26 protein-coding genes, 1 tRNA gene and 5 pseudogenes are annotated in these 25309 nt (G+C 69.7%); 16 read left to right on the plus strand and 16 right to left on the minus strand.

The features are described from left to right. The first annotated feature begins 230 nt into the window (after positions 1 to 230). The 3 genes and pseudogenes from FHX78_RS34955 (at position 231) to FHX78_RS34970 (ending at position 2690) form a co-directional block, all read left to right on the plus strand. Positions 231 to 992: a thioesterase II family protein gene (locus FHX78_RS34955; RefSeq protein WP_145871398.1), complete on the plus strand. Its 762-nt coding sequence runs from the start codon at positions 231 to 233 to the stop codon at positions 990 to 992. A 251-nt stretch (positions 993 to 1243) separates the two neighbouring features. Continuing rightward, a pseudogene (gene tpg / locus FHX78_RS34960) lies at positions 1244 to 1477 on the plus strand (telomere-protecting terminal protein Tpg); the annotation flags it as partial. A 562-nt stretch (positions 1478 to 2039) separates the two neighbouring features. Then, complete coding sequence (locus FHX78_RS34970) at positions 2040 to 2690, plus strand: hypothetical protein (protein WP_145871400.1); 651 nt, start codon at positions 2040 to 2042, stop codon at positions 2688 to 2690. A 330-nt stretch (positions 2691 to 3020) separates the two neighbouring features. On the opposite strand, the gene FHX78_RS34975 is transcribed toward FHX78_RS34970, so the two are convergent. Continuing rightward, entirely contained in the window at positions 3021 to 3461 is a 441-nt protein-coding gene (locus FHX78_RS34975) for a Pycsar system effector family protein (RefSeq protein WP_145871402.1), read from the minus strand. A 201-nt stretch (positions 3462 to 3662) separates the two neighbouring features. Here FHX78_RS34975 and FHX78_RS34980 point away from each other — a divergent pair, with 201 nt between their 5' ends. After that, positions 3663 to 4241 carry a suppressor of fused domain protein gene (locus FHX78_RS34980; RefSeq protein WP_145871404.1) on the plus strand — a complete coding sequence of 193 codons (579 nt, stop codon included), beginning with the start codon at positions 3663 to 3665 and terminating at the stop codon, positions 4239 to 4241. Positions 4242 to 4398: 157 nt separating this feature from the next. Beyond that, positions 4399 to 5145 (plus strand): hypothetical protein, encoded by a 747-nt coding sequence (locus tag FHX78_RS34985; RefSeq protein WP_145871406.1) that lies wholly within the window; start codon positions 4399 to 4401, stop codon positions 5143 to 5145. 219 nt (positions 5146 to 5364) lie between these two features. Here the strand turns inward: FHX78_RS34985 and nhaA are convergent, their stop codons facing one another. The 3 genes from nhaA to FHX78_RS34995 all read right to left on the minus strand — a co-directional run bounded on the left by nhaA (position 5365) and on the right by FHX78_RS34995 (position 8454). Continuing rightward, positions 5365 to 6612 carry a Na+/H+ antiporter NhaA gene (nhaA, locus tag FHX78_RS34990; RefSeq protein WP_145871408.1) on the minus strand — a complete coding sequence of 416 codons (1248 nt, stop codon included), beginning with the start codon at positions 6610 to 6612 and terminating at the stop codon, positions 5365 to 5367. 88 nt (positions 6613 to 6700) lie between these two features. After that, a complete protein-coding gene (locus tag FHX78_RS37045; protein ID WP_167531932.1) occupies positions 6701 to 6850 on the minus strand; it encodes a hypothetical protein in 150 nt (49 codons plus the stop codon). Between the two features lie 497 nt (positions 6851 to 7347). Then, the gene (locus FHX78_RS34995; protein ID WP_145871409.1) at positions 7348 to 8454 is read right to left on the minus strand and encodes a hypothetical protein; all 1107 of its coding nucleotides are present in this window, start codon (positions 8452 to 8454) and stop codon (positions 7348 to 7350) included. Positions 8455 to 9010: 556 nt separating this feature from the next. Here FHX78_RS34995 and FHX78_RS35000 point away from each other — a divergent pair. Together FHX78_RS35000 and FHX78_RS35005 are read left to right on the plus strand one after the other, a co-directional pair. Continuing rightward, the gene (locus FHX78_RS35000) at positions 9011 to 9538 is read left to right on the plus strand and encodes a hypothetical protein (RefSeq protein WP_189908725.1); all 528 of its coding nucleotides are present in this window, start codon (positions 9011 to 9013) and stop codon (positions 9536 to 9538) included. 119 nt (positions 9539 to 9657) lie between these two features. After that, positions 9658 to 9921, plus strand: coding sequence for a hypothetical protein (locus FHX78_RS35005; protein ID WP_145871411.1), 264 nt, complete (start codon positions 9658 to 9660; stop codon positions 9919 to 9921). Between the two features lie 430 nt (positions 9922 to 10351). Here the strand turns inward: FHX78_RS35005 and FHX78_RS35010 are convergent. Beyond that, positions 10352 to 11383 (minus strand): annotated as a pseudogene (locus FHX78_RS35010) (MFS transporter); the annotation flags it as partial. A 153-nt stretch (positions 11384 to 11536) separates the two neighbouring features. Between FHX78_RS35010 and FHX78_RS35015 the strand changes: the two are divergent. Both FHX78_RS35015 and FHX78_RS35020 read left to right on the plus strand, forming a co-directional pair. Next, on the plus strand, positions 11537 to 11686 hold the full coding sequence (locus FHX78_RS35015) for an FAD-binding oxidoreductase (RefSeq protein WP_145871413.1): 150 nt from the start codon (positions 11537 to 11539) through the stop codon (positions 11684 to 11686). Positions 11687 to 11713: 27 nt separating this feature from the next. Continuing rightward, positions 11714 to 12256, plus strand: a pseudogene (locus tag FHX78_RS35020) (FAD-dependent oxidoreductase); the annotation flags it as partial. Between the two features lie 47 nt (positions 12257 to 12303). Here FHX78_RS35020 and FHX78_RS38020 read toward each other — a convergent pair. The 4 genes from FHX78_RS38020 to FHX78_RS35035 all read right to left on the minus strand — a co-directional run bounded on the left by FHX78_RS38020 (position 12304) and on the right by FHX78_RS35035 (position 15244). Further along, positions 12304 to 12438 carry a hypothetical protein gene (locus FHX78_RS38020; protein WP_268257233.1) on the minus strand — a complete coding sequence of 45 codons (135 nt, stop codon included), beginning with the start codon at positions 12436 to 12438 and terminating at the stop codon, positions 12304 to 12306. Between the two features lie 159 nt (positions 12439 to 12597). Further along, on the minus strand, positions 12598 to 13734 hold the full coding sequence (locus FHX78_RS35025; protein ID WP_145871417.1) for a methyltransferase: 1137 nt from the start codon (positions 13732 to 13734) through the stop codon (positions 12598 to 12600). A 296-nt stretch (positions 13735 to 14030) separates the two neighbouring features. Further along, positions 14031 to 14702 (minus strand): Rossmann-fold NAD(P)-binding domain-containing protein, encoded by a 672-nt coding sequence (locus FHX78_RS35030; RefSeq protein WP_145871419.1) that lies wholly within the window; start codon positions 14700 to 14702, stop codon positions 14031 to 14033. Positions 14703 to 14704: 2 nt separating this feature from the next. Then, the gene (locus FHX78_RS35035; RefSeq protein ID WP_145871421.1) at positions 14705 to 15244 is read right to left on the minus strand and encodes an SMI1/KNR4 family protein; all 540 of its coding nucleotides are present in this window, start codon (positions 15242 to 15244) and stop codon (positions 14705 to 14707) included. Positions 15245 to 15387: 143 nt separating this feature from the next. On the opposite strand from FHX78_RS35035, the gene FHX78_RS37050 reads away from it, so the two are divergent. Beyond that, on the plus strand, positions 15388 to 15540 hold the full coding sequence (locus tag FHX78_RS37050; RefSeq protein ID WP_167531933.1) for a hypothetical protein: 153 nt from the start codon (positions 15388 to 15390) through the stop codon (positions 15538 to 15540). A 142-nt stretch (positions 15541 to 15682) separates the two neighbouring features. On the opposite strand, the gene FHX78_RS35040 is transcribed toward FHX78_RS37050, so the two are convergent. Then, positions 15683 to 16426 carry an AraC family transcriptional regulator gene (locus FHX78_RS35040; protein ID WP_145872299.1) on the minus strand — a complete coding sequence of 248 codons (744 nt, stop codon included), beginning with the start codon at positions 16424 to 16426 and terminating at the stop codon, positions 15683 to 15685. Between the two features lie 46 nt (positions 16427 to 16472). On the opposite strand from FHX78_RS35040, the pseudogene FHX78_RS38305 reads away from it, so the two are divergent. Together FHX78_RS38305 and FHX78_RS35050 are read left to right on the plus strand one after the other, a co-directional pair. Then, positions 16473 to 16763 (plus strand): annotated as a pseudogene (locus FHX78_RS38305) (MFS transporter); the annotation flags it as partial. 354 nt (positions 16764 to 17117) lie between these two features. Further along, positions 17118 to 18344, plus strand: coding sequence for a trans-sulfuration enzyme family protein (locus FHX78_RS35050; protein WP_145871423.1), 1227 nt, complete (start codon positions 17118 to 17120; stop codon positions 18342 to 18344). A 30-nt stretch (positions 18345 to 18374) separates the two neighbouring features. Here FHX78_RS35050 and FHX78_RS37825 read toward each other — a convergent pair whose 3' ends face one another. The 3 genes from FHX78_RS37825 to FHX78_RS35065 all read right to left on the minus strand — a co-directional run bounded on the left by FHX78_RS37825 (position 18375) and on the right by FHX78_RS35065 (position 20069). After that, a complete protein-coding gene (locus tag FHX78_RS37825) occupies positions 18375 to 18632 on the minus strand; it encodes an oxidoreductase (protein ID WP_229924149.1) in 258 nt (85 codons plus the stop codon). 283 nt (positions 18633 to 18915) lie between these two features. Further along, positions 18916 to 19428: a hypothetical protein gene (locus tag FHX78_RS35060; RefSeq protein WP_145871427.1), complete on the minus strand. Its 513-nt coding sequence runs from the start codon at positions 19426 to 19428 to the stop codon at positions 18916 to 18918. A gap of 377 nt (positions 19429 to 19805) precedes the next feature. After that, the gene (locus FHX78_RS35065) at positions 19806 to 20069 is read right to left on the minus strand and encodes a GlsB/YeaQ/YmgE family stress response membrane protein (protein WP_145871428.1); all 264 of its coding nucleotides are present in this window, start codon (positions 20067 to 20069) and stop codon (positions 19806 to 19808) included. A gap of 519 nt (positions 20070 to 20588) precedes the next feature. On the opposite strand from FHX78_RS35065, the gene FHX78_RS35075 reads away from it, so the two are divergent. The 3 genes and pseudogenes from FHX78_RS35075 to FHX78_RS37830 all read left to right on the plus strand — a co-directional run. Then, complete coding sequence (locus FHX78_RS35075) at positions 20589 to 20879, plus strand: hypothetical protein (RefSeq protein WP_145871431.1); 291 nt, start codon at positions 20589 to 20591, stop codon at positions 20877 to 20879. 309 nt (positions 20880 to 21188) lie between these two features. Next, positions 21189 to 22049, plus strand: coding sequence for a glycoside hydrolase family 16 protein (locus FHX78_RS35080; protein ID WP_145871432.1), 861 nt, complete (start codon positions 21189 to 21191; stop codon positions 22047 to 22049). Between the two features lie 175 nt (positions 22050 to 22224). After that, a pseudogene (locus tag FHX78_RS37830) lies at positions 22225 to 22407 on the plus strand (transposase); the annotation flags it as partial. 8 nt (positions 22408 to 22415) lie between these two features. Here the strand turns inward: FHX78_RS37830 and FHX78_RS35090 are convergent. The 3 genes from FHX78_RS35090 to FHX78_RS35100 all read right to left on the minus strand — a co-directional run bounded on the left by FHX78_RS35090 (position 22416) and on the right by FHX78_RS35100 (position 24687). Then, a complete protein-coding gene (locus tag FHX78_RS35090; protein WP_167531934.1) occupies positions 22416 to 23120 on the minus strand; it encodes a GNAT family N-acetyltransferase in 705 nt (234 codons plus the stop codon). Between the two features lie 75 nt (positions 23121 to 23195). Continuing rightward, a complete protein-coding gene (locus FHX78_RS35095) occupies positions 23196 to 23636 on the minus strand; it encodes a hypothetical protein (RefSeq protein ID WP_145871434.1) in 441 nt (146 codons plus the stop codon). Between the two features lie 517 nt (positions 23637 to 24153). After that, positions 24154 to 24687 (minus strand): GNAT family N-acetyltransferase, encoded by a 534-nt coding sequence (locus FHX78_RS35100; protein WP_145871437.1) that lies wholly within the window; start codon positions 24685 to 24687, stop codon positions 24154 to 24156. Positions 24688 to 25055: 368 nt separating this feature from the next. Between FHX78_RS35100 and FHX78_RS35105 the strand changes: the two genes are divergently transcribed. Beyond that, positions 25056 to 25129, plus strand: a tRNA-Met gene (locus FHX78_RS35105). The last annotated feature ends 180 nt before the right edge of the window (positions 25130 to 25309 follow it).

The raw sequence follows: 25309 nt of genomic DNA on the forward strand, positions 1-25309 counted from the left end.
TTCGGTTCGGACAGCGCTGTCCGGCCGGGTCGACACCCCCAGCCGCCCGACTTCCTGTCCGCATGCGTCGAAGCACGATCTGCGTTCGTCGCAATGCACCGTCGGTATCGCCGCCGTCCGGCGCAATGCCGGTGCGAAGGAGAGGGAACGCGGCGCCCCGACGATCCTCCCGCCGGAGAATGCCCTCGGGCGGGTCTTCAGCCGTCACGGACCCACCGTCGAGGAGCAACATGGTGAGCCACGCCGCCCGCGTCACGAGCAAGGCAATACAGCGGTTCTCTTCGTCCCCCGGCGCGGAAGCGGCCCTGGTGTGCTTTCCGCACGCCGGCGGTGCCGCGAGTTATTACCGGCCCTTTTCCACCGAGCTGGGGACCGACATGGACGTCTTGGCCGTCCAGTATCCCGGGCGCCAGAACCGCAGAAGCGAGCCGCTTGCCCGCACCGTCGACCAGCTGGTCGACGACAGCGTGGAGGCACTGCGACCGTGGGCCGACCGGCCGCTCTCCCTGTTCGGGCACAGCATGGGAGCGGTGGTCGCCTACGAGGTGGCCCGACGGCTGACCGCGGCCGGCGGTCCGCCCGTCACCCTCGTCGTCTCCGGCCGTCGCGCCCCCGGTGACGAGCAACGGGGCGAGGTGCACCTGCGGGACGACGACGGGGTCCTGGCCGAGATCGGGAGGTTGGGCGGCACGGACCTGCGTCTGCTCGAAAGCCCGGACATGCGCGAGCTGTTCCTGCCGGTCCTCCGCGCCGACTACCAAGCCGTCGAGACCTACCGGCACACCCAGGGACCGCCGCTTCCCTGTCCCGTGCTCGCCCTGGCCGGCGAGAGCGATCCGGTGGCGTCCCCGGCCGAGATGCGTCACTGGGCCGGGCGGACATCGGCAGGGTTCGACGTACTCGCCTTCAGCGGGGGCCACTTCTACCTTGCGGAGCACCCCGCGGCGGTGGCGTCCGCGGTACGCGCCCACATCCTCGCGCTGACCCGCTGACCCGCTGACCCGCTGACCCGCTGACCCGCTGACTTGCTGACCCGCTGAACCCGTCAGCGAACCGCCACCACGACCGACCACCCCCGTATCGAAAGCACCAGGCCGTCCCCCCTCTCTTCCTGCTGCCTCCGCCGCGTCAATGCCCGCGCGACCTGCATGCGATCGCAGTACCTGATCAACGGTCCCGCAGATCATTCGCCCCTCCCGGGCCGTGACGATCTTCCGATGGGTCGTTCCGTCGTGGTGCTCCGGGCATCAAGGCGGTCGCCCGCATGCTGCGGATCTCCCAGCGCACCGTCGAGCGATCCGTGAAGGACCAGATCAAGAAACCCCGCCCGGACCTCGCCGCGCGCCTGGAACGGGAGGTGAAGAAGCGGTGGCAGCCGCAGATCCGGGCCAGTGCCAAGGAGCGCGCGGCGACGACCGGCGGCATCGTCATCGACACCCGCGCCCGGATCGGCTGTACCGCGCCGATCGGCTCGACGCCCGGCTCCGGCACCTGACCGTGTGCCGGCGGGCGCGCGACGCGGCGACGACGAACCCACCGTCCGGCAGGCGGTCCAGGTCCGGCTGCGGGCTCGCACGGCGCTCAGCTCGGTGAGTTCGACGCTGCCGCCCGGATCGACGGAGCCGACCAGCGCGTCGAAGGGCAGGACATCGCCGCCGGGCTGCGGAGCGCGCTCGGCAAGCAGCCAGTGGGCTGCGCCGAAGACGTCGACGGTACTGGTCAGCACGTGGCGGTCGTGGTGCGCTCGGGGCAGGTGGGCGTAGGGAATGAGGGCTGTCTTCTGCACGGGCGGGCTCTCCTTGGTGGGCGGTCACGGCCATCGGTCGCTGCGGTGAGTTGCGGTCGGCGGCGCGCGAGCGGTGGAGAGCGGAGCGGGGTGCCTAGAGGGCATGGCCCTTTCTGGTCGTCATGAGGTGATCGTCGTCGACAGCCAGCCTCATGACAAACCCTTCCGGCGCACTGCCCTCGTTGAATGAGCGCGGGCCGGCGCCCTCCGCGCGAAGACCGGCGCGTAAGATCACCGCCCGAGGGGTGGTGGCATGACCATGAGGAACTACCGGTGGTGCGTGGCGACCGCGGCGGCACTGCTGCTGACCGGCTGCGGCGGCGCGGAGAGCGACACCGGGAACGCCAAGGCGGTGGCACTGACGAAGGATCAGGTACGGGAGACACTGCCGGACGGCGAGGCCATGGGCGGCTGGAAGGAGTCCGCTCGGCCCACGGCCGTCGAGATGGACAAGCTCTACCGTTCGCAGGCCTGCCCCATCAAGGACAACGCGGGCTGCGAGAACTCCCGCTTCTACGGCGCCTCGACCTTCCGGCACGACGACACTGCCGCCACCGCCACCTTTCTGGTCGTCGCCTACGACAGCGAACAGGCCGCCCGGGAAGCGTACGACGTGCTCTGGGACGGCTACTACGGCAAGAGGGCGGGACAGAGGGCGAAGACGTTCGAGCTCGGCCCGATCGGCGACGAGCGCGACGCCCGGTTCGGTTCCTCCGGCTTCCGCGGCGAGCCGGGCGCCGTGACCCAGACCCGGGTCGGCACAACGCTGCTGTGGACCCTGGCGGCTTCTGCGGACAAGGGCGGCATCGACGAGGACGGTGTCCGTGACCTGGCCACGGTGCTCGCGGAGCGGGCCGAGCAGGTCCGGAACGGGGACGCGCCCACCGCCGCGCTCGGCGACTGACCGCATCCGGTGACCCTGATCGTCGACTCCCCGTCGGTCAAAGGCGCATCCACCGTCGGCGAGAACTGCTGCGGCTACGAGAGGAGGCGAGCAACCCTGCGAGTCGCTCCTCGGCCGAAGTCCATCTGTCTGCTGCCGCGTGTCCGTTGGCGGTCCAGCCGTGGGACCATCCCCGTGGTGTGAGTCATGACGAGCATCCTGGCAGCCGCCGTTGACATCACCGTTGGCCATCACCCATTCCCGGCAGGCCGGACTCTCGTCCGGCCGCCAAAATTCCCCGGAAGACGCTCTTGTGTCGGGGGACGCCACCCGCTGACGACAGTGCCCCGGTCAGCGGGTGATCAGCGCGGCGGCGAGGGCGGCAACCGCGACCAGCGACGCATCACCGGCCAGCCGGAGCCGCGTCATCTTCCACAGCACGACCCGGCTGAGAACCTGGACCCGGGCGAGGCGCCGGTCCTCCTGCATCCCGGCCTGGATCTCGTCCTGGGTCGCGGTGGCCCAGTAGGCGAAGCCGGCCCGGTCCTGGACCCCGGGCGACCCGAGACGGGGCCGGATCGCCAACAGGGCCAGCACCACGGAGACGACCAGGGCTACCGCGCTCACCGCGACCAGCGCCAGCGTCACGCCGGTGACCGAACCGAGGAGCCCCAGCGCCGCGACCAGCAGCCCATCCAACGTCAGCAGTACACCGGCCTTGCTGTCGGTGCGGCCCAGCTCGCTCAGCGTCTGGTCGATGGCGGCCACGAGATTCGCGTCGGCCTGAGACATGTGATCCTCCTCGATCCGAAGCGCGTCTCCCGCGGCTCCGGTTCCCCCTCGTGCGCTCCGACGGCCTGTTGCGCGTCGCGGACGCCTGCGGTGTACTTCCCGCCCTTCCCGGGCGGGGAAACCGCGCGGCTGGACCGGGCAGCCCCATGACACTGAGTGAGCTGTCAGGGGCGGCCGACCGCGGTCTGGGATGATCGCGCGGTGAGTGATGCGAGGCTGCTGGCCGCGGAGGCTGTCGAGTCACATGTCCGGGTGTTCTTCGAGGGGCACTCGGTGGAGGTCGTCGACTACGACCTCGGACCGGCACGGCGACAGGTGGCGCCCGATCTGCGCATCCTCGTGGTGGGGCCCGGCCCCCGCAGCGACGGTTGGGCCTATGTGACCGCCGGGTGCTGGGCCGCGAGGGAGAAGGACGGTCGTGGACTCGAGTTCGTCATGACCGCCCATGTCCGTGACCGGCGGTTCATCGATCTCATGGCGATGATCGCCCACTACCACTGCGGAGGACATCAGCTCGACCTGGAGCACAGCATGCCGATCGGTGAGCCGTGGGTGCCGGGTTCGACCTGCGATCACCTACTGATCAGCCTGCCCTACCTCCACGGCCCCGATCTTGAACACTGCCCGCTTCCTGGGGGACACGCTCGGATCCTGTGGACGCTGCCTGTGACGACCGCCGAGATCGAGTTCCGCAGGCGTCACGGGCACGAGGCGTTGGAGCAGCTCTTCGACGAGGCGCAGATCATCCCCACCGATCCTTTCAGGGCGTCGGTCGCCTGAGTTTCCGGCCTCCGGCGGTTACTGTTTGTGGGTTCACCTCGGGCCGCTGTCTGACACCGCTGCCGCGGCCGAGGACCTCATGAGGCAAGCCGGAGCCCGCGCATGGATTCAGCACCTGTCCGGTGGGTCAGGAACAGGGGCGCCCACACCGGCCGCCATGAGGCGCTTCAATGACCAGGTGGTGAACTGGGCGCCTGTGCGCGACTGCTACGGGGAGGTCGACCGCGTCCCCGCGCTTCTGGAACAGGTGGAGCTCCAGGACAACCTGGAAGCCTGGCAGGAACTGGGATACCGGCTGGTCCTCGAACACGACCTCGTCTTCCCCGCCGGCTTTGCCGCCCTGCCGCGCCTGATACGGCTCGCTTCGGAGAGCGCACCTGCGCGGGGACTGGCCGGGTCGATCCTGCGGTGCGCGGCAGGGCACCACGGCTGCGACGACTTGCTCGCGGACTGCGCCGACGCGATCGCGGAGTTCCGCGAACTGCTGGACCGGCACCTGCAGACGCGGCCGGTCGACTACCTCACGCCGTTCCGCGATCTGCTCGCGGCAAAGGAGCAGTACCACTGGAGCGCCGTTCTGGGGGACTTCACGGACGACTGCTACCACCTGCCCTGCCCCCACTGCGCCGTGGAAGTGACGATCGCCGTCGGGGACTACGGGCGCTATTCAGCGATCCGGGACTGGCACCAGGGCGACGTGGACCGCCGTGGTCTAAGGCCGGCGCCCTCCGAGGAACTCTCCGGCATCGGCCGATGGATGCATGAGACCGCCGTCCGCGATGGGCGCGAGGCCCTCGCCGACGGAATCGCCCACCTCTTCGGCAGGGCCGAATGCCCACGCTGTGCCAGTGTGTTCAACATCGCCGACGAGTACACGTCCGCCAACTGTCCCGTCCTGCGATAGTCCGGGGCGAACCGGAAGCAAGTGGGAAGGGCTCAGGAGCGGAGTCACAGCCAGCCAGTGAACCCCCTGGTCGACCTGAACCGGGCGGCCCCGGGCGAGCGCCGGGAAGCCCTGCTTGATCACCGGGGTGCACCCGACGTTGCGTCCCGTCAGCGACGCGGAGTTCGGCGATGGCGGTGCGGATCACCAGCGTGGTCGCGATCACGGCCGCCGGAAGGATCAGCCCCGTGTCCCTGCCGGCGCCTCCCGGTCGCCGGTCCGGTCGACCAGGCGCCGGTGGTGGCGGCTGCGGCGTCCCAGCACCATGGCGGCGATCAGGGCGGCGGCGGCCGAGGCGAGGAGGACGGCGCCCTTGGCGTCGGTGAGGTGCACGTCGCTGCTGTAGGAGAGTTCGGCGATCAGCAGGGAGACGGTGAACCCGATGCCGCCGAGAATGCCCGTGCCGGCGATGTCAGGCCAGGCCAGCCGCGGGTTGAGGTGAGCACCGGTGAACCGCGCGGTGAGCCAGGTGGCACCGAAGATGCCGGCGAACTTGCCCGCGAGGAGCCCGGCGAGGACACCCCAGGTGATGCTGGACGTCCAGAAGCCGCCCGCGCCGGACAGGGAGACACCGGCCGACGTCAGGGCGAAGACCGGCAGCGCGATCCCGGCGGAGAACGGCCGCAGGACCTCCTCCGCCCGGTGCGACGGGGAGACCGTCTCGCCGTCGCGGGCCCGGGTACGCATGAGCAGGCCCATGGCGACGCCGGCGATGGTGGCGTGCACACCGGAGGCGTGGGTCAGCGCCCAGATGACCACGGCGAGCGGCCCGAACAGCAGTCGGCCCGGCACTCCCGACCGCAGCCGGGTCACAGCGCGTCCGGCACCGTTCTGCAGGTAGCCGAACACCACGAGGCCCGCCGCCGCGGCGGCGAGGGCGGCCATGTTCAGGCCGGTGGTGTAGGCGACGGCGATGACCAGAACGGCGCACATGTCGTCGACGGTGGCCAGGGTGAGCAGGAAGGTCCGCAGCGGGGCCGGCAGGTGCCGGCCGACCACGGCCAGGACGGCGAGGGCGAAGGCGATGTCGGTGGCCATCGGGATGCCCCAGCCCCCGATCGCCGCCCCGCCCGCGGTCGCGTTCACCGCCAGGAAGACCAGCGCCGGCACTGCGACGCCACCGAGCGCGGCGGCGATCGGCAGCGCTGCCCGCCTCGGGTCGCGCAGCTCGCCGTGGACGAGCTCCTGCTTGAGCTCGGTGCCGACGATGAAGAAGAACACCGCCAGCAGTCCATCGGCGGCCCAAGCTTCCACGGACAGGTCCAGGTGCAGGGCGGCGGGGCCGACGGTGAACGAGCGCAGAGCCTCGTACGAGGGGGAGAGGGGTGAGTTCGCCCAGATCAGCGCGGTGAGGGCGGCGCCGATCAGGAGCGAGCCGCTGACCGCGTCCGAGCGCAGGGCAGCGGTGATCCACGAACGAGCAGACATGGAGAGACGTCTCCGGAACTGGTGCGAAGGGGCATGAGAACGCACCGGCGACGGCCGGTGGTGTGCCTCCGCGGAACGCGCGGTGGGCTCAGCAGCCCTTCGGTGGGCAGACGCTCGTCACAGCGCCCCACGTGCTGACGTAGCCGTTCGTACCGATCGGCCGCCGCTCCACGGGTCGCAGGACACGGACGCGGGCGGCCGCCAGCCGCGAGGCGGGCGAAGTGAAACGGTCGGTCACGGCGACGCCTCCTTCGCTTCCGGTCCGCGGTGCTCTCGACGACACCCTAACAAGGCCCGGCCGCTCGTTCGGCGGGCCGCAGTCGGAGCAGCGCTACCAGGCACCGGTGCCAACCGTCGATCGCCGGACCATGCCTCGTCACGCCGGAACGCGTCCGACGGTACTCCCTACTCCTGAGGCGGACGATCCCCACCGGGAAGCCCCTGCCAACCCGCCATCACGACGCGTCCTGGGACGCCATCCGGAGCTGTTGGACCAGCTGACCGAGGGCATGTCCGGCAGTGAGTGACCTGACCACACTGCTGCTCAAGGTGTTCCGGCGCCGGGCGGACCGGCTCTCGCCCGCAGACGTGATGCGGCGCGCCCTGGCCGTGCCCCATCCCTTCGCCCTCCATCCCCGCCGCACTCGACGGGCACCCCGGTCCACAGGTGGTGTCACCGGCAGCATGGCGAACCGGACGGGTGGGAAACCGGGCGCCCGTGTCCTCCCCAACCGCTCAGAAGAGGCCTGCGTACCTGTGCTGCGTGAGGTTCGCGAGGATCTCGCGCAGCCACGGGCTGCGGGCGGGCGGCAACCGGACCAGGGTGCGCTTGAAGACCGCTGAATCGATGCGGAACGCGTCGTCGACACTCGGCGGGGGCGGGTCGTCGCGAAGGATTGCGCGGGGCGCGACGTTCGACGCCGGGACAGGCAGCGGCGTCTCAGGGAAGACGAGCCGGAGCCACACCCCGAACGGCAGAGGTGCCACGTACGGCCGGGCGGCCGGGCCCGCCGGGGCCGTCGGGGTCCAGACCGTCCCGGTCTGTGGGTGGGACGGCACGAGGAGGATGTCGGCATCGGGGACGGACAGCCCCGGTCCGGCGAAGCCGGCGCGCCGTGCCGGCGGACCGACCGGCAGCAGGGCGTTCAGGGTGGGTTGGAACACCTTCGCGGGCAGGCCGTCCGGGACGGCCACCGGCCGGCCTTCCGAAGCCGCCAAGAGATGGGCGAGCGCCTGCCCGGCTGCCGCCTCCCACTGCGGGCTCCAAGCCCACCGGTGGCTCGCCCCGTACAGCGATCCCCAATGGGTGATCGGCTCGAACGGTGGCACACCCGTGCCCTCCGCCATGAGGTCGTCCCAGGAGAGCGGTACGGCGTCGGCGTCGACGCGGAGCCGGCGTACGGAGTCCGGGGCGAGCCACACCGCCTGCCAGAGCGAACAGTCGTCGATCCGGATCGCCACCGGCAGACCGCATGCCTCGCAAACCATGTTGGGACCGTCGGATCCGGCCAGGCCGCAGCAGGCGACGCCGCGCTTCTCCGGAATCAGCACGGCGCCACGGGTGTCTCCGGGTGCGATGACGATCGCGCCGGGTGCGCCGTCGGGCAGGGCGTGGACCGGCGCGTAGATGCCGCGGGCCTCAGCCTCCCGCGGACCGATGTCCTCCCACCTCCGCCACGGCGGCCCCCAGCGCTCCGGCTCCACGGCGAACGTCCCCGACTCCATCAACACCGGGAGCTGGAGCCCGTTCCCGTACGACTGATGGGCATGGACCGGCAGGGCCACCTGGGACAGCGGTGCGGTCAGCTCGGCGTCGCACCCCGCACACACGAAAACGAACAAATGCCCTCCGCTCGGGAAACAGGGGCATCCTCGCAGCTCGACGGCGGTCGGCCAACGCGTTTTCCGCACGCTCCTCACCCGCCCCTTGGCCGTCGTCTGCCTGAGCGACGCGCCAGTCGTACGTGACCCCCTCGGCCCGTACCACGATGAAGTACCTGGTGCGGGAGAGCGAGGCCGTCGCGTCGACACGGACTGGCCCGCCCGCGTCCAGGCCCTGGTCGAACGGGACATCGCCGCGGGGACCGCCGGGACCAGCTACGCCAGTCTCATCGAGGTGTTGTGGAGCCTTCGGTGGCCGGCCGGCCTGCCGTGCGGGCACCGTTGAACGGCTGGTGCCGGACGAGCTGCGGGGAGTGGTTCCGGCGGGGGTTCCGGAGGCACCGACCCGCCACCGGGCCGACGGACATGCGGACGGACGCGGGTGCCGTCGCCGCGGCAGTGCCCCTGAGCGTGTGTCGTCGGCCCGACCTGCCGACGCAGGCGCGCGTTCCGTCGCGCGCAGCTGCCGTGCCCCGGGCTACACTGCTCCGTTCCATCGCGACTGGAGGTCGTCCGGGTGTTCACCGTACGGGTACTCGCCGCTGTTCCACTGACTCTGGTTGTTCTCGCCCTGTCCGGCTGTTCTTCCCTCTGGAGCTGCACCGACACGGTGGCGCAGCGCGGTGAGGCCGGTGTCAAGGTGCAGGTCGAGGACACGTCAGGGCGGCCTCTCGGCGTCACCGCCGAGGTGGTCGACTGGAGCCTCGAGCCTCACCCGCAGGTGCCCGCCGAAGGTGACCGGGTCCGCTTCCACTACCGCTTCGACGGCGCCGACGCGACGTCCGGCCCTGCGGTGGACGCGTGCGCGGTGGACAAGGAGCGCGTGGCGTTGGGGTGCCAGACGGTCCATTCGTCCACGGCGCTCGGGCAGGACGGTGACCTCACGGGTGACGACTGGCTCGCCGTCGAGCACCCCGAGCGGGTGGCCGGAGTGCTGTTCATCCCCAACGACCAGTCCTACGACGGGCGGACCTGCGAGCAGGACATCAAGGACGGCGGCGGGCCGCATCCTCCGGTACCAGCCGGCAGGGGAGACCAACTGTGAATCGTCATTCAGCCCGTCGGTGAACAGGCGGCGGCAGTTGATTGTAGGTGCGGCGAGGTCAAGCCGTCCGTTCCGCCCGCGCACTGACCTGACGGACATGCCGGAGGAGAAGGCACCGTATGAGCAGGCTGCTGGAAGCGGTGTGTGCGCTGACCGTGGGCGTCCTCGTTGCACTCCTTGTGTGGGGTGCTGACCCTGGCGCCGTGCGGGTGGCGTGGCGGGAGGGCGAACTGAGCGGTGTGACAGTCGTGTTCGTGGCGGCCTGTTCGCTGTGGCTGGTGCTGTGGCGCAGGCGTACCGGGCGCGGCCGGCCGGCATGGCCGCTTGTGGTGCTGCTGTGCGGTGCGGCTGTCGCGCTGGTCGTGGCGGCCATGGCCGGTTGACCGGCGCAGGCAGGCAGGTGGGTTTCTCGTCCCGGTGGGCGGGAAGCCCCGCTACCCAGCACCCGCTCGCCCACTCGTCCGCTCCCGACGACGTCGCGTCACCGCAGTTTGGCGAAACCGCTACGCGGACGGACTGTCCGTGGCCGGGGACGGATCCGCTTCCGTCGTGGGCGCCGGGGCATGCCCGGTGGAGAGGTGTGCCTTTCGCCATGGCAGAAGGAGCGCGCTTGCCATGCACAGTACGCCGGCCATGAGCAGGGCACCGCGTACCCCCACTGCGGCGCCGATGAGACCACCGGCGACCAAGAAGACGGCCTGGCATGTCTTCGCACCGACGGACCACGAGGTGCCGACGCGAGACATGAAAGCGTCCGGTGTGGCCGCCATGCGATACGTGGTGAACGACGGGTTGAAGACCCCCGGCGGAGAAGAGCAGGCCGAAGTCGGCGGCCACGACGACGGTCACGCCGAGGGCACCGGAGGGTGCCAGCGGCAGGAGGACCGTCCACAGGGTGCGTGCCACACCGGACAGCAGCAGAATGCGACGCTGCCCGAATCGGCGGGTGAGCAGCGGGGTCAGGCGTGAGCCCAGCACGCCGCCGAGGCACGGCAGTCCCAGAGCGAGTCCGTACTGCCACGGTGCCAGGCCGAGTTCGTCCAGCATCAGGACGGCTATCAGCGGGGAGGCCATCATGACGGATCCGCCGAAGAGCAGAGCGTTGAGGAACAACGGCCGCAGCCCTGGATGCCGCAGGAGGTACTGCCAGCCGGCCGCGATGTCCCGGCCCGGACGAGAGGTGGCGGCTCGTGCCGGTGGCGCGGGTTCAGGCTGCCGGATGCGACGGATGCCCAGTGCCGATCCGAAAAAGGACAGCGCGTCGACCACCATGGTGGCGGCCGCGCCCAGTGCCCCGATCAGAAGCCCACCGACGAGCGGGCCGGCGCTGACACAGATCCAGTTGGTCGTCTCGAACAGGCTGTTGGCGCGAAGACGCTGCTCGGGCGGGACCAGTGCCTTCAGATGCGCCCCGCTCGCCGCATCGAACGCGACAGAGGCCGCTGTCTGGAGAACGCCGACGACACACAGTTGGTTGAAGGTCAGCCGGTCGAATGCCATGGCGACGGGAATGCTCACCAGCGTCACGCAGCGAGCCAGATCGGCGGTGATCATGACCGGCCGCTTGTACTGGTGCTCGATACGCACACCGAGCGGCAGAGCGATCACCGCACTGGCCATCGCAGACAACGCGGCGAGTACAGAGACCTGCAACGCAGAGGAATCCAGCACCAGGAGGGCGATCAGCGGCAACGCCCCCATGCCGACGGCACTGCCCGCTGCGCTGACCGCGTAGGCGGCCCACAACCACCGGAAGTCCTGCCCGAGCGTGCTCCGCCCTACCAACCGAACCTCCCGAGCAGCGAAGGCGCTCAGCGTAGTGACTCGAACCAACCACCGCCCCATGATCAGGCCACCACCGGGCGCACCTCGAAGCTGAGATCGAAAACAGGTACTGAACAGGTCGTCCTCGGCTTCCACCGCGCGGGCTGGCTCTGTGTGGCGCGAGGCCCGGCGCCGCTGGAGCACCAGGCGGCCCACACGCCGCACCTGCGAGAGGTGGGGGTCAGCAGCCGGCTGCTGGACCGCTCGGCCGTGCGCGCCCTCGAACCCGCCCTCGGACCCGCCCCGGGGCCCGGCGTCCATGGCGGAGTGCACTACGTCCATGACCAGTCGATCGACCCCGACCTGGTCAGCCGCACGGCGTGAGGCGGCACGTCCGCACGGTTCCTCGATGCCCGCGTCGTCGAGGTCGTCCGCGACGGCCGGCACGTCCGTGCCCTGCGCACGGCGAGCGGCGAGGAGGTCACCGCGTCCGCCTTCGTCGTCGCCGCCGGGGCCGAGAGCAGGGCCGTCGGGCGGCTGTTCGGTGCCCGCCTGGACGTCGAGCCCGGCTGGGGGTTCAGCGTGGTGCCGTCCAGCGCCGACCCGGTCTGCGACCACCCCTTGATGTCGATCGAGGACCACGTCGTCGTCAACCCCGTCCCGGGCGCCGTGCGGCAGACCGGAGGCATGGCGTTCGGCGGCGGCACCTTCCGAGTCCCGGACCAGCACGAGGCACGGAAGCCGCGGGACGCGGCGAACCGGCTGCTCCACGGCCTGGTCAAGATCACGGAAGCGGGCACCGTACGGCGCAGCGCACGTCCGATGACCGCCTCGGGGCTGCCGATCGCCCGTCCCCTCGGCCCCGACAGGGTCGCCCTCACCGGCCACGGCACCCTGAGGATGACCCTGGCGCCGAGAGCGCCCAGGTCGCCGCCGGGCTTGTCGACGACATGAGCGGGCGACGTAGCCCTGTGCGCACCCGCTGGTCCGTTCGCCGCCGGTCACGGCACGGACCGGGACGGCACCCCCTCCGTCGCCGCGATCAGTGCCTCGGACGGGGCGGAGGCGACGCCGCGGCCGCGGGCGGCGGGGCGGACGTAGGCGGAGTGCTCGCAGACATGTCCGCGTACACCCACCGGTCCGAGTCCCCGCTCGCCGCCGCCCAGCCGGGCACCGCCCCGCCTCGCCGTGGACGGTGAAGCGGCACTCCGGCGGTTACGCGGCGTCGAACGGCCTCCCGGGACGGCGGGTCGGTCTCGAAGACGGTGCCGCCCTCGCCGGTCCCCGCCTGCCGGTCATGGTGCCGGGGCCAGGCGCCAGAGGGAGGTTGTTTCCGCACGTCGTGCGGTGTGGAGTGGGTCGGCGGCGTCCTTGGCGCGTGGGTGACGGGGCTTGGTATCGATCTTGTCCACGACGCGGAGCCGTGCTGCCCGGACGGCGTCGAGCAGTTGCCGACGTGTCCGGAGTCCGAGGTGTTCTGCCAGGTCGGACAGGATGAGCCAGCCTTCCCCGCCCGGCCGGAGATGGGCGGACAGCCCCGCGAGGAAGCCGTGGAGCATGGTGCCGTCCGGGTCGTAGACGCCTTGTTCGACGGGGCCGGTCGGGCGGGCGGGGAGCCAGGGCGGGTTGCATACGACGAGGTCGGCGCGGCCTTGGGGGAACAGGCCGGGCCCCGACACCTCGATGCGGTCGGTCAGCGCGAGCCGGCGGACGTTTTCCGTGGCGCAGGTCAGGGCGCGGGGACTGATGTCGGTGGCCACGACGTGCTGGATACCGCGGTGTGCCAGGACCGCGGCGAGGACACCGGTTCCCGTGCCGAGGTCGAATGCCGTACTGGTGGCGAGGCTGTGCCGGGTCGCCGGTGGCAGTGGCGCGTGGGCGACCAGGTCAACGTACTCGTCCCTGATGGGTGCGAACACGCCGTAGTGGGGATGGATACGAGTCCCGAGCGCCGGCACGACGAGTCCTTTCAGGCGCCATTGGTGAGCGCCGATCACTCCCAGCAGCTCGCGTAGGGAGACGGCGGTGCGCCCCTGTGGGGGGCCGTACGCCTCCAGGCATGCCTGTCGGACGTCGGGGGCCCGGCGCAACGTCAGTGTGTAGTCGTCGTCCAGCAGCACCAGGAGCTTTCCGAGGACACGGGCACGGTGGCTGCTGCGGCGTCGGTGCAGGTGGAAGCTCTCGCTGGGAGACGTACCGGGCCTGGGGGGCTTGCGGTCGAGGCGACGGCCCATCGCCCGCATCAATTGCCGGGCGTTGTGGAAATCGCCGCGCCAGAGCAGGGCCGTGCCTTCGCACGCCTGTCGGTAGGCGTCGTCGGCTCTCGTACGGTCGTCGGCGACGACGGTTAGCCGGGGCACAGGGGCGGCGTTCTCGGAATGCCAGCGGGCGGACTGGGGGGTGCTGTTCTCGGTCCAGTGGATGGTGGACACCACGTACTCCTCGTGGTCGAGCGTGCGGGGGCACGAAGAGCACTTCGACGAGGAGCAGACCGAACCGACGCCTGTCCGTCGGACAGGCGTGTGCGTTGAAGCAGGTGGCCGTTACCGCTCTCGCGTCGAAGCGCGAGAGCGGACGTCCCAGACGACCATGCCGAGCATCAGGTGATCCCTTTCGGAGGAGTGGCAGAAGGTTCGCACAGGTGTTGTTCTGCCGCCAAGAACACACCCCGAGGCCGGATTTCGCAGAGGGATGCGGTGATCGCGGATCTACGGGTGACGAGCCGGTATCAGGGTGAGGCGGCGCTGTGGATGTCCCGGTTCTCGAGGACGCGGCGTACGTATCCCCGGCGCGTCAGATTCAGTGCCGCTTGGCCGAGCTGGGCGGTGTCGGTCACCAGAACCGGTCCCAGGCGCAGAAGCTTCAGCAGCGGAACGATGGGGGTGACCGCGGCGCCGGCCCATCGGTAGGCAGCGGTCTTGGAGCGGGCCCGGTGGGAGGGCAGAACGAAGCCGGGGCGCAGAGCGTACCCGTTGGGGAAGGTGGAGAGGATCGCGTTCTCGGTGCGCCCCTTGACGCGGGCCCACCGGAGTCGGCCCCGTTCGGTGCCGTCCGTGCCGCCGCCGGAGACGTAGACGAAGGTCAGGTCCGGATTGACTTCGTGGAGGGTCTGCGCGGCAGCCGTGGTGTACCCGTAGGTGATGCGTTCGTAGTCGTCGGGGTCCATGCCGGTGGAGCTGACACCGAGACCCCAGAAGCAGGCATCGGCGCCGGCGAGGTCGCCCTTGATTGCGGTGAAGTCCAGGAAGTCGGCGTGCACGATCTGACGCAGCTTCGGGTGCGTCAGATCCAGCCGCGTCCGCCCGACGGCGACGACCTGGGCGACATCGTCGGCGCGCAGGCACTCCTGGAGGAAGCCGTCGCCAATGAGGCCGCTGCCGCCGAAGACGACTACTTTCACGGTCAACTCCAGTCGTCGCCGGTGTGCCAACGCCGTACCCACTCCTCGAAGCCCCATGCCTGGTCGCCGGGCGTCGGGACGGCGCCGACGTCGGCGACCATCCACACCTCGCCGCGGCGGGGGCCCGTGGTCAGCAGGAGCCAGAACGACTGCCCGTCCTCGGACCCGAGAACAACGGACCCCTTGTTGAACGTGGCGTCGATCCGCGGGTCCTCGAATCCGACACTGTCATCGTCCTCCCAAACCCAAGCTGCCTCCAGGGGGAACGGTTCCCCTGGCTGACGCGGGCCGGGATCGGGCCACGTGTCGGGCAGCCAGCCGAGCGGCTGGAGACCGCCGTCGCCGGCGGGGCCCAGGCTCGATCCGTTGCTGACCTCCGCGATGAAGGTCCTGTACGGCTCCGGCAGGACCACCCCGTTCTCCTGCTCCCACTCCGCGACCGCTTCATGCCCGAGCGCCGGCTCGCGCCACTCCGGCGGGAAGACGGAGCGCAGGAAGTCGAGAGTGGCTTCAGCGGGACGCTGATCACGTGTGTCGGTCACGGCAGCATGCTGCCAGAAGGGGCTGACAGCCATCGCGGCCGCCTTGCATACGACAGCCCACCAGGAGGGAGAAGGCCACGTGCTGGGGCGGAGGCGGGCCGGCAGGTGGGGCGTCGAGCAAGCCCCCGCACGGAGACCGGGGCATGGAGCAGCCGGGCGAATGTGACCAGCCCGGCCCCGGCCGGCAGCTCGGAGCTGAAGCGATTGCGTACGCCGCCGGTGAAGACGACGGAACCGCGATGGCGCGGATTATGGAGCGGGTGAAGGGCATCTTGGCGTTCGCGCTGAGGCGGTGAACCTGTCGCGGGCGCCGGTGAACCGGCTGTCCACGCCGGCCCGGTACGGGCAGCTGAGCAAGGCGCAGAGGACTGAACCTCAAGTCCCCCCGCGTCGCCTGTCGGGCTGTCCCGTCCATCCGCGCGTCGGCCGACTCGTCGGTCAGTCTGTCGGATGGGCGCCTGGTGTGTGGCCGAAGGCGCGCCGGAAGACGTCGATGAACGCGCTGGCCGATGACCAGCCACACCGGTGTGCCACCACGGTCACCTGTTCCTTCTCGGCCAGAAGGATCAGCGCGCGTTGCAGCCGCAGCTGGGTGCGCCACTGGGGGAAGGTCATGCCAAGGTCGCTGCGGAACAGCCGGGACAGAGTGCGATCACTCGCGCCGACCTCGCGGCCCAGCTCGGCAAGAGTGCGGGGGTCGGCCGGATCGGCCAGCAGGATCTCGCACAGGGCGCGCAGTAGGGGAGTGGTCGGCGTGGGCAGGTGCAGCGGCTCCTGGAGGGAGGCCCGCAGCTGGTCGAGGAGTACCGCGCGCAACCGGGTCCGTTCCGGGCTGTCGTCGTCGGGTGTCTGGGTGTAGGCGATGATCAGTTCACGCAGCAGTGGGCCGACGGCCAGCACGGTCGGTGCGTCAAGACCGAGGGGATTGTCGGTCGCCGGCAGCCCCACCAGATGCAGTTCGAGTTCCCCGTGGGCCTGGTGGGCATGGACGACGCCGGCAGGCACCCAGATGGCGCGGGTGCCCGGGGCGACCCAGGAGCCCGCGCTGGTCGTGGCGGTCAGTACTCCCCGGCCGGCATAGACGATCTGGTGGTCGTCGTGCCGGTGGGCGTCGATCGCGCTGCCGGGTGCCAACCGCTGGGTCCGCGTCGGAGCGGTCGGCGCATGGCGGATTCGCGTCATCATCCGGCAGATTATCGGAAGCGCGACACGTGGGCGGGTCGGGACCATGGCGGGGTGCGAAGGAAATCCACCGATCACTTTGCTGTCCGTCGGGCAGGCCTGCGTCGACATCTGTCAAGGCGCCGTGGCGGCCCTGGTGCCGTTCCTCGTCGCCGACCGCTCCTACACCGACGCGGCCGCATCGGGTGTCGTGCTGGCCCCCTCGCTGATGTCCTCGGTGGTGCAGCCGGTGTTCAGCGTGCTCACCGACCGCTGAGCCATGTCCTGGCCGCTGCCCGTCGGCACGTCGCTCGGCGGTGTCGGCATCGCGCTGAGCGGCTCGTACGCGCTCACGCTCGTGCCGCTGGACACACCTCAATCACCGCCGTGCCATCGCGGGCGCAAGGTGGGTGCCGGGCCCAGACATCCACCTCTTCTCGCCCTCGCCTCGGTCAGCCTATACATGCCCTTTTCGCTGCGGGTCGCACTCGACCAGGACCACCTGCCCTCCCAAGTCGGCACCGTCGGCGGGATCACCCTCGGTCTGACCGTCAGCATCGGCGGCCCGGCCAGCCCGTCATCGGCGGCGTCACCGACGCCACGTCCCTGCACACCGCGCCGGCGCCGCTCGTCCTGATGTCCCTCCTAAGCCGGCTGCTCTTCCGCGCCAGCGCTGCAACTGACATCTCATTGATCACCGAAGGACGATCCGATGGACACCGAGACCCTTCTGATTCACGCCGCCCGGCAGACTGCTGCCGTCGCACATTCGGTGAACCCTCCGCTGGTGCGCACGTCGACGACCGTGTTCGACTCGTTCGACGCCTACAAGCAGGCGCAGGGCACGCTGGTGTTCGACGGTCCGCGTTACGGCCGATCAGGCACGTCGACGACGTTCGAGCTGCAACGCGCCATGGCGCTGCTCGCGCATACCGAGACGTGCGTCGCGACCAGCAGCGGGCTGTCGGCGATCACCGCCGTGCTTGCCGCACACGCCGGTCCCGGACGCCACATCCTGGTGAGCGGGGGCGTGTACGGGCCCACACGGGTCTTCTGCGACAACGAGCTGATCCCGTCCGGGACCGACGTGGAGTACTTCGCCCACGACGCCGACATCTTGTCTCTGCTGCGCGACACCACCAGTCTCGTGTTCATCGAGACGCCCGCGTCGCTGACGATGGAGATGTGGGACGTGCCCGCCGTCTGTGCGGCGGCGCACGATCGCGGCGTTCCCGTCGCATGCGACGCGACCTGGGGAACACCGATCTTCTTCGACGCACACGCGCTCGGGATCGATATCTCCATTCATGCCGCGACCAAGTTCATCAACGGCCACTCCGATCTGCTGCTCGGCCTCATCACCGGAACCCTCGCCGCCCTGGCAGACATTCGTACGTACTGCGACCGCAGCGGCACCCATGCCGCCCCGGACACCTGCTGGCTGACACTACGGGGGCTGCGCACACTGGCCGTGCGCATGGAACGCCACCAACGCTCAGCTCTCACCGTCGCGCAGTGGCTTCAGTCACGGCCCGGTATCCAGCGTGTCCTCTTCCCCGCCCTCGCTACCGATCCCGGCCACAAGCTGTGGCGTTCGCAGTTCTCCGGTGCGGCAGGTCCGTTCACCGTCGAGCTGGCCCCATGCAGCGAAGAGGCGTTCACCCGGTTCATCGACGGTCTCTCACTGTTCAGCCTCGGCACGAGCTGGGGCGGGTTCGAGAGCCTGGTCATGCCCGCCGTGCCCCATCACCTGCGAGCCCTGGCCGCCCCGTCGTACGCGCCCCGACCGGTCCGCTTCCACATCGGGTTGGAAAGCCCCCAAGACCTCTGCGACGACCTGGCCGCAGCACTTGCCGCCGTGCAAGGCGACGGAGACATGGATAGCCAGCTTCAGGAAACGCCCGCACCCTCAAGTGATCAACGCACCACCCACGGTTGATCACGTGATCGTGGAGGCACAGGTGCGTGACTACGATGTCTCGTACCAGCGCGGAGGCATCCACCTCTGGAAATAGGGCCCGCTGGCCCCACGGACACCGTCGAAGAGCTCGAGCGGGAAGCACGAACGGCCCTCGATGTCGCCGCCGTAGCGGTCGGTGCGGCGGTTGAACCGGCGGGAGAGACGTTGGGCGATGACGAACCCGAAGGCGCCGTGCGACTCGACACCGTCGAAGCCTGCCTGCTGGGCACGGCGGGCGCCGGTGACGAAGTCCTCGCGGCCTTGCACGTGCGCGAGGCAAGCACGCGACCGACGGACGAGTGGAGACAACGGGCTCGGACGCGCACAACAACGCGGGGCGCGTACAACGACGGAAACAGAGCCTCTTGGTGCTGCTCGGTTCAGTTCGCACCTCCGGGCTACCGCGAGGCCCTGTCTTCGAGCGCCGGCCACACTGCGACCACCCGATCAGACCCCGTTCGACCAGCCAACCCCGCTGATCGGCGGGCGGACGACGGCCCGAGTCCGGCCGGAAAGTCCGCGGACAGCTGCTGTTCCCAGGCGTGGCTGACTACCACCAGGGCGTGCAGGTGATGCCGGTGTCCCTGACAGGGATGGCCGCCATCGCGCAGACGCGGAACGCCCGGCTCGTCGAGCTGCTGGTCGGGTAGGCCGGCGTCGTGATCCTGCCGTTGGCCGACGACAGGTAGAAGGGGCCGCACTGGATCCACGACTGCTTGTTGTCGTTGGTGACATCCATCCAGACCTGGCCTGTGGCACCGGGGCCCCAGATGCTGCCGCTGCTCAGGACGCCCCACCCCATCTGCCTGCCACCGACGGTGCCGGTCTGCATCGCGTACGAGACGACGGCGTACGGCACGTTGACGGGGAACTCGACCACCAGCGCACCGGCCCCCGCCACCCCACGGCCGCTGAGACTGTCGGGGATGTCGGTGAAACCGTTCCTGCCTCCCGTGCAGTCCGATGCCGCCGCCTGAGCCGCACCGGAAGAGCCGGCCACGAGCCCTGCCCCGAGCATGAGCGCGGCCGCTCCCACACTGAAGATCCGGCGGATGCTGCGCATGTCTACTCCTTATCCGAAGGGCGGACGGCTCCCGCAGATTGGCTCTTTGCCGTGATGCCCGCCTGCCTGATGCTGTTTCCCGAGCCAGCGCCTCGAACTGTAGATCGCGCCGGGGACGTCGCGTCCCTGACAGATGTCAGGGTGGCATTCGGCCCTCACCTGCTCGACCACGCCGCGAGGACCGACGAGAGTCGCGGGGCGTCATGGTGGCCTTGTCGGTCAGTAGCAGTAGTGACGTCGTTTGTCGACGAGTTGGGAAGGCGCCACCTTCCACGGACGGGTCGTGTGGATGAGCTCGGGAGGCACCGCCTCCTTGCACTGGTAAAGGGTGTGTGCCCGTCAGCCAGTGGCCGAGGGGCACACACCCTTACGCAGGTTCAGGCGTGTCGTCGTCGAGCCCAAAGGGGAGTGACGAACGCGATGAGGAGGGCTGCGACACCGATCTGGAAGATGTGACGGATCCAGTCGATGCCGCCGGTGTCACGCACGCCGAAGGCAGTGGCGAGTGCGTTGCCGGCGACGGCCCCGATGATGCCGAGGATGGTCGTCAGCCACAACGGGATGGGCTGGCGCCCGGGAACGACCAGCTTGGCCAGCAGGCCGATGATGAGTCCCGCGATGATGGCCCACAGAAACGACACGGCCTCTCCTTCCATACAGTGCTGCCGATATTTGGCTTGCCCCACGCGTGCCCCTAGGACACCGTGATACGCCTGCCCGAAGCGCGTAGTGTGCAGGAAGCCGCGAACCTGGCAGGCACATCGTCGCGTTGCTGGGTGAGGAGTACTAACTCTCCACCGAGCGCACCCCGGGCGGTCCTGGACGGTCCGGATCGTCGGCCACGGCCACAACTTTGTCTCGGTCACCAGTAGCACGGCGGCCTGCCCCTGCCGGATGCCGGCCGCTTCGAGGACCTCACCGCGCTGCGTGCTTTCGCCGTCCGGCACGCCGCCGCGCACGCGAAGGCGGCCAACGTCCGCCCCAACGCCTGGTACCACTGCGGCTCCCAGCACTGCGGCGCCCACCCTCGGCGAGGCGCTCAGGCTCGTCAAGCACATCGTCAGCACGGGGTCCTGGCCTGTGGACGCGCGCTGGGTGGCCGACCGCTGAGACAGCGGTCCACTCGGCGACAGCCCGTGTGGCGCTCGTAGGATGCCTAGATGCCCAAGCCGTTACGGATGAGCCGCCGCACGTGGGTTGCCGCGTGGGCGGTGCTGTGCGCGGCCGGTATCGCCGCCACTGCCGCACTGAACGCCTCCCCGGCGCCTGACCCGCAGCCTGAGAAGCCCGTCAGAGCGGAGTGCGCCGAGTACATCGCGGACATCGGGGCGCAACTGGCCAAGGCCAAGGCAGAAGGCAACGACGACGGAGTGCTGGCCTTCAAACGAACCCGGGTCGGCGCGGACGACTGCAGCGAAGAAGTCCTCGACCACTTCAGCGGCGACCGGTGAGCCGCCGTACAGCGCGCGCCGCGTTAGCGGGGTTGATCTACGTCGGTGCCGTGGCGATCATCGCCGCGGGTGTCACCGCCGACAGACCGAATCGGCTGTGGACCACCGACTCACCATGATCCCGCCCCAGAGGGACCTTGTAGCTGTCGGCGGTCGGAGACGGGTTCTCCCGCCGGGTGGTGGCCTGGGAGACCTCCGCCCACGTGGACGCCGACCTGTCATCGCCCCGCCCGGCCAGCCTCACGAGGTCCTTTGTAAAGTTCGTGCGGTGTGCACTTTTCCGGTGAGGGCTCGTTCAGGAGCAGCGTGGTGAACCGATGGACCAGCCTGGCACTCGTACTGGCCCTGGGAGGATTGCTGGGCGCCTGCGGCACGGCTCCGGCGGAGAGGCACCGCCCGGCGTCGGCCGCGGAGAAGCCCTTCTGGCAGGCCGAGTTCGACGGAGCGGCGGGGACTCGCCCCTCGGAGAGGTTCTGGAACACCGAGACGGGGAACCGGGAGGCCGAGGGATGGGGCAACAACGAGTTGCAGTACTACACGGACGACGCGGCCAACTCCGCCCTCGACGGCGAAGGTCACCTCAAGATCTCGGCGCGACCGGCTCCAGCGGGGGCCGAACTCCCTTGTTTCACCGGGGAGTCCTGTCCCTGGACGTCGGCCCGCCTGACCACGGAGGGAAAGGTCGCACTGACCCGTGGACGGGCGGAGATCCGCGCGAAGCTGCCCACGGGCACGGGGCTGCTGCCCGCGGTCTGGATGCTGGGCGACAACGGAGTCGAATGGCCAGGACAGGGTGAGATCGACATCTGCGAGGTGGTCGGAGGCGAACCGCGGACGGTGTACGGCACCGCCCATGGGCCGACCTACTACAACGAGGACGGGATCGGCGAAACCGCCACCCTGACCGCCGACGCCTCGGCGGCCTTCCACACCTACGCGGTCGACAAGCAGCCGCACCGCATCACCTGGTCCGTCGACGGCAAGCCGTACTTCACCCTGACCCCGTCGAAGCTCCCCTCACCACGCGACTGGGTCTTCGAACAGGACATGCACCTGCTGCTCAACGTCGCCGTCGGAGGCGACTGGCCGGGCCCGCCCGACGCCTCGACGCCGTCCCCCTCGACGATGACCGTCGACTACGTCCGCTTCTACGGCGAGGGCCACGCCTGAAAGCCCGAGGACCCGCCGTACCGGCGTGAGAGGTCATTGTCGCCCGACGTTCCATCCAGTAATCAGCTGTTCAGGCTGCGGTGTCGGGTCGCGCCAGGATGAGCCGTTCACGCCGACGCGGCGGCGGGCTACCGCGCAGTGCCGTGGCTGCTTGCGATGCCACAGCGGCACGCCGACCGGCTGTCAGTGGGCCTATCTCCCGCACGACCTGCCACAGAAGAGCGCGACGTACTACTACTTCGCCGCCTGGCGTGACGACGGGACCGACCAGGTGATCCATGAACTCCTGCGATGCCAGGTCCGCGAGCGGGCCCGGCGATTGGAGGACCCAACCCTGGTGGTGCTGGACACCCAAAGTGAGGGACGTCAGCCCACGCACCTCCTCTCGAAAGTTGTCAGTGTCTGCGGGGGACCGTCACAGACCAGGCTGGTCAGCGGGCCGTGGGTGCGCCAGCCCAGGGACTCGTACAGGGCCTGTCCCTCGGTCGTCGCGGCCAGCACAGCAGTCGAGGAGCCGGCGGCAACGGTGGCGTTCTCAAGCGTCCGCATGACGAGGCCGCCAAGTCCCCTACGGCGGTGGGCCGGAGATGTCTCGACCTGGTCGACGACGGCAGTGCGCCCGGGGCTGGGCACGGCGACCTGGCCACGGGCGGCGAACTCGCCGTCCTCGGTCAGAACGAGAACCCGTGTGACGCCGCCCCGCGCCCAGGTGCGCACCTGGTACCCCTCGGGAGCTTCGGCGGCGGTCGGGTGCAGCGGTGCCGACATCAGAAAGCCGTCGTCGTCGAAGCGCCAGCCGGGCGCCACCCACGGGGCGACAGTCTGCGGCGGCAAGAAAAGCTTGAGCCAGGTGCCCGGGGCGGTGGCAGTCTCGGTAAGTTTGCGGACCAGCGACTCGTTGGCATCAGGCAGCACGTGCCGGGTGACCTGGCCGGTCAGTCCCACGACGACGGTGAGGCCCCAGGCTTCGGCCACTGGCGGCGCGGCTCCGCGTGAGACGACCCAGCCCTCCACCCATGAACGTACGAGTTCGGCGTCCACGCGGATCCCTCCGTAATAAGTGGAGAACATGACTGCACATTACGCGGGCGGCTCTGCCGGGAAGTAGTAGTCGGCGACGCCCTGAACAGTTGTCCTGCCCCACCCTCACCCGGAAAGGGATATCTGCTCGCGATCCGACCTCTCGGTTCGGTGTCGGACGACGATCAGGCCCCCGGCGTAGGCAAGGCAGCCAAGCGCCAGTGCGGGGAGTGCGACAAGGACCGGGTTCACCCAGGCCGGCACCAGGTCGTAGCCCGCGTGACACTTGTCGTGCAGCGGGAACCAGCGCGTGTACTCCTCGAAGTTCGCCCTGCGGTACGCCCGGTCATAGCTTTCGCCTGCTCGATGACATGCCTCCTCGGGGTCCAGCGACGCCCCGGCCAGAGACCCCACGAGGTAGGTGACGCCCGCGCACAGCAACAGGAGCAGCGCGCTTGAGGCGAACCAGGCGGGGCTGTGCCGCCACGACCCGGAGAACAGCGGACGGCTCCACAACCACGCACCGAGGAGGACAGACGAGAGAATCGCGATGAGTATGACGACCATGTGTCAACTCTGCACCTGACCAACGACCCTGTCGCTCGCAGGGGTAGCGCAGGTAGGCGGCGGTTGGCCTCGTGTGTGGAGTGGGTCCGGGCTCGTTGGAGGTTGTGCCAGCGGGAAAGTGTCAGTGCGCCTGTGCGACCGGACAGAATGCGCGGCTGTGCCTGTGCCTGTGCGTGTTCCCGTGCCCGGCCGGAGCTGTGTGAGGGGGCTGGCCGCGGGTATACGGAGACCGGCTGCGGGGTGGAACGCGAGGGCTGCGCGTACTGGTGAAGGGTACGCGCAGCCCTCGCCTGTGTTCCGGTCCTCAGGAGGCGGAGCCCGCGGCGGTAAGGGAATGGCCTCCACGGGGCGGCAGGCCGTCCTGCCGGGCACGGCTGCTGGGGGAGTGAGGCTTGGCTCGCGGCAAGTGCGTCATGTGCAACGACCGCCCACGGCTGTCAGCGCCGCCGTGATCAATGTGCTCGAGGGCACGGGGACAGTGGTCGACTGTCTTGTGATGATCGACGGCTCGGCCGGTTCATGCCCGGAACTCGGTGAGATCGATGGCGTGAACGCGCAGTGGGTAGCCGTACACCGGGTGTGTCGTCTCCCGCTCGGGCACCATGCCGAGCTTGCGGATGACGTTCTCGGAGGCGTTGTCCCCCACCCGGTTGATGCTGATGACGCGGTCCAGGCCGCGGTCCTGGAGCGCGAACTCCAGTGTGGCGTGCGCGGCTTCGGATGCGTATCCCTGGCCCCAGAACTGTGAGCCGAGCCGCCAGCTGATCGCCACGGCGGGCATCACCTCCGGCAGGAACTCGGGCACGGTCAGCCCCGTGAAGCCGATCAGTTCGCCCGAGGCCAGCAGCTCGACGGCGAAGAGTCCGAAGCCCTCCTCGTCCCACTCCTCCTCCCATCGCTCGATGGCCTCGGCCGTGTGGTCCAAGTCGCGCACCGAGCCGTCGTCGACCCAGCGCATAACCCGTGGGTCCGCGTTGATGTCCGCCATCGGCGCGAGGTCGTCGTCGTGCCAGCCACGGAGGAGAAGACGGGGTGTGCGGATTTCGGTCATGTGCCCATCCTGTCGAAGGCAAGCGCCGTACCGTTAATCCGGTGCTCGCCCGCGCTGCCGCTCCGGAACCACAACGCGGAAGGCCGCACGCGGAAGGCCGCACGCGGCAGCCGCCTGCACCGCACATCGTGACGGGAAACGTCTGGCCGCCGGCCGGCCAGACGACATGCCTCTCGTCAGCGAGGTCAAGAGGCGGAAGCAATCCAGCGACAGCCTGCCGCAGCACCAGAACCGATCACGGCTTCGCAGGCACAGCCGTATCCAAGAATCCCCATCACCTGACCACGTCCAACGGAAAGGCACCGGTCGCTGAGACTCGCGCACCGTCATGACCTCGTCACCGCCACTGTGTAAAGTGGCCTCACCGACGCGGGGTGGAGCAGCTCGGTAGCTCGCTGGGCTCATAACCCAGAGGTCGCAGGTTCAAATCCTGTCCCCGCTACTGACCGAAGGGCCCGGATCCTCATCCGGGCCCTTCGCCGTATCCGCATCCGCCACGTCCAGGAGGCCAGGGAAGCTCCCCTACGTCAGAGGGGCCGACGTTGTCTGAGGAGCCGTTCACGTGCTCCGAACGCTCGGCGGGCCAGCGTTCGAAAGCGTGTCGGCCCAGCTCACCGCACAC

It is taken from the genome of Streptomyces capillispiralis (genome assembly GCF_007829875.1).
Taxonomy (GTDB): Bacteria; Actinomycetota; Actinomycetes; order Streptomycetales; family Streptomycetaceae; genus Streptomyces; species Streptomyces capillispiralis.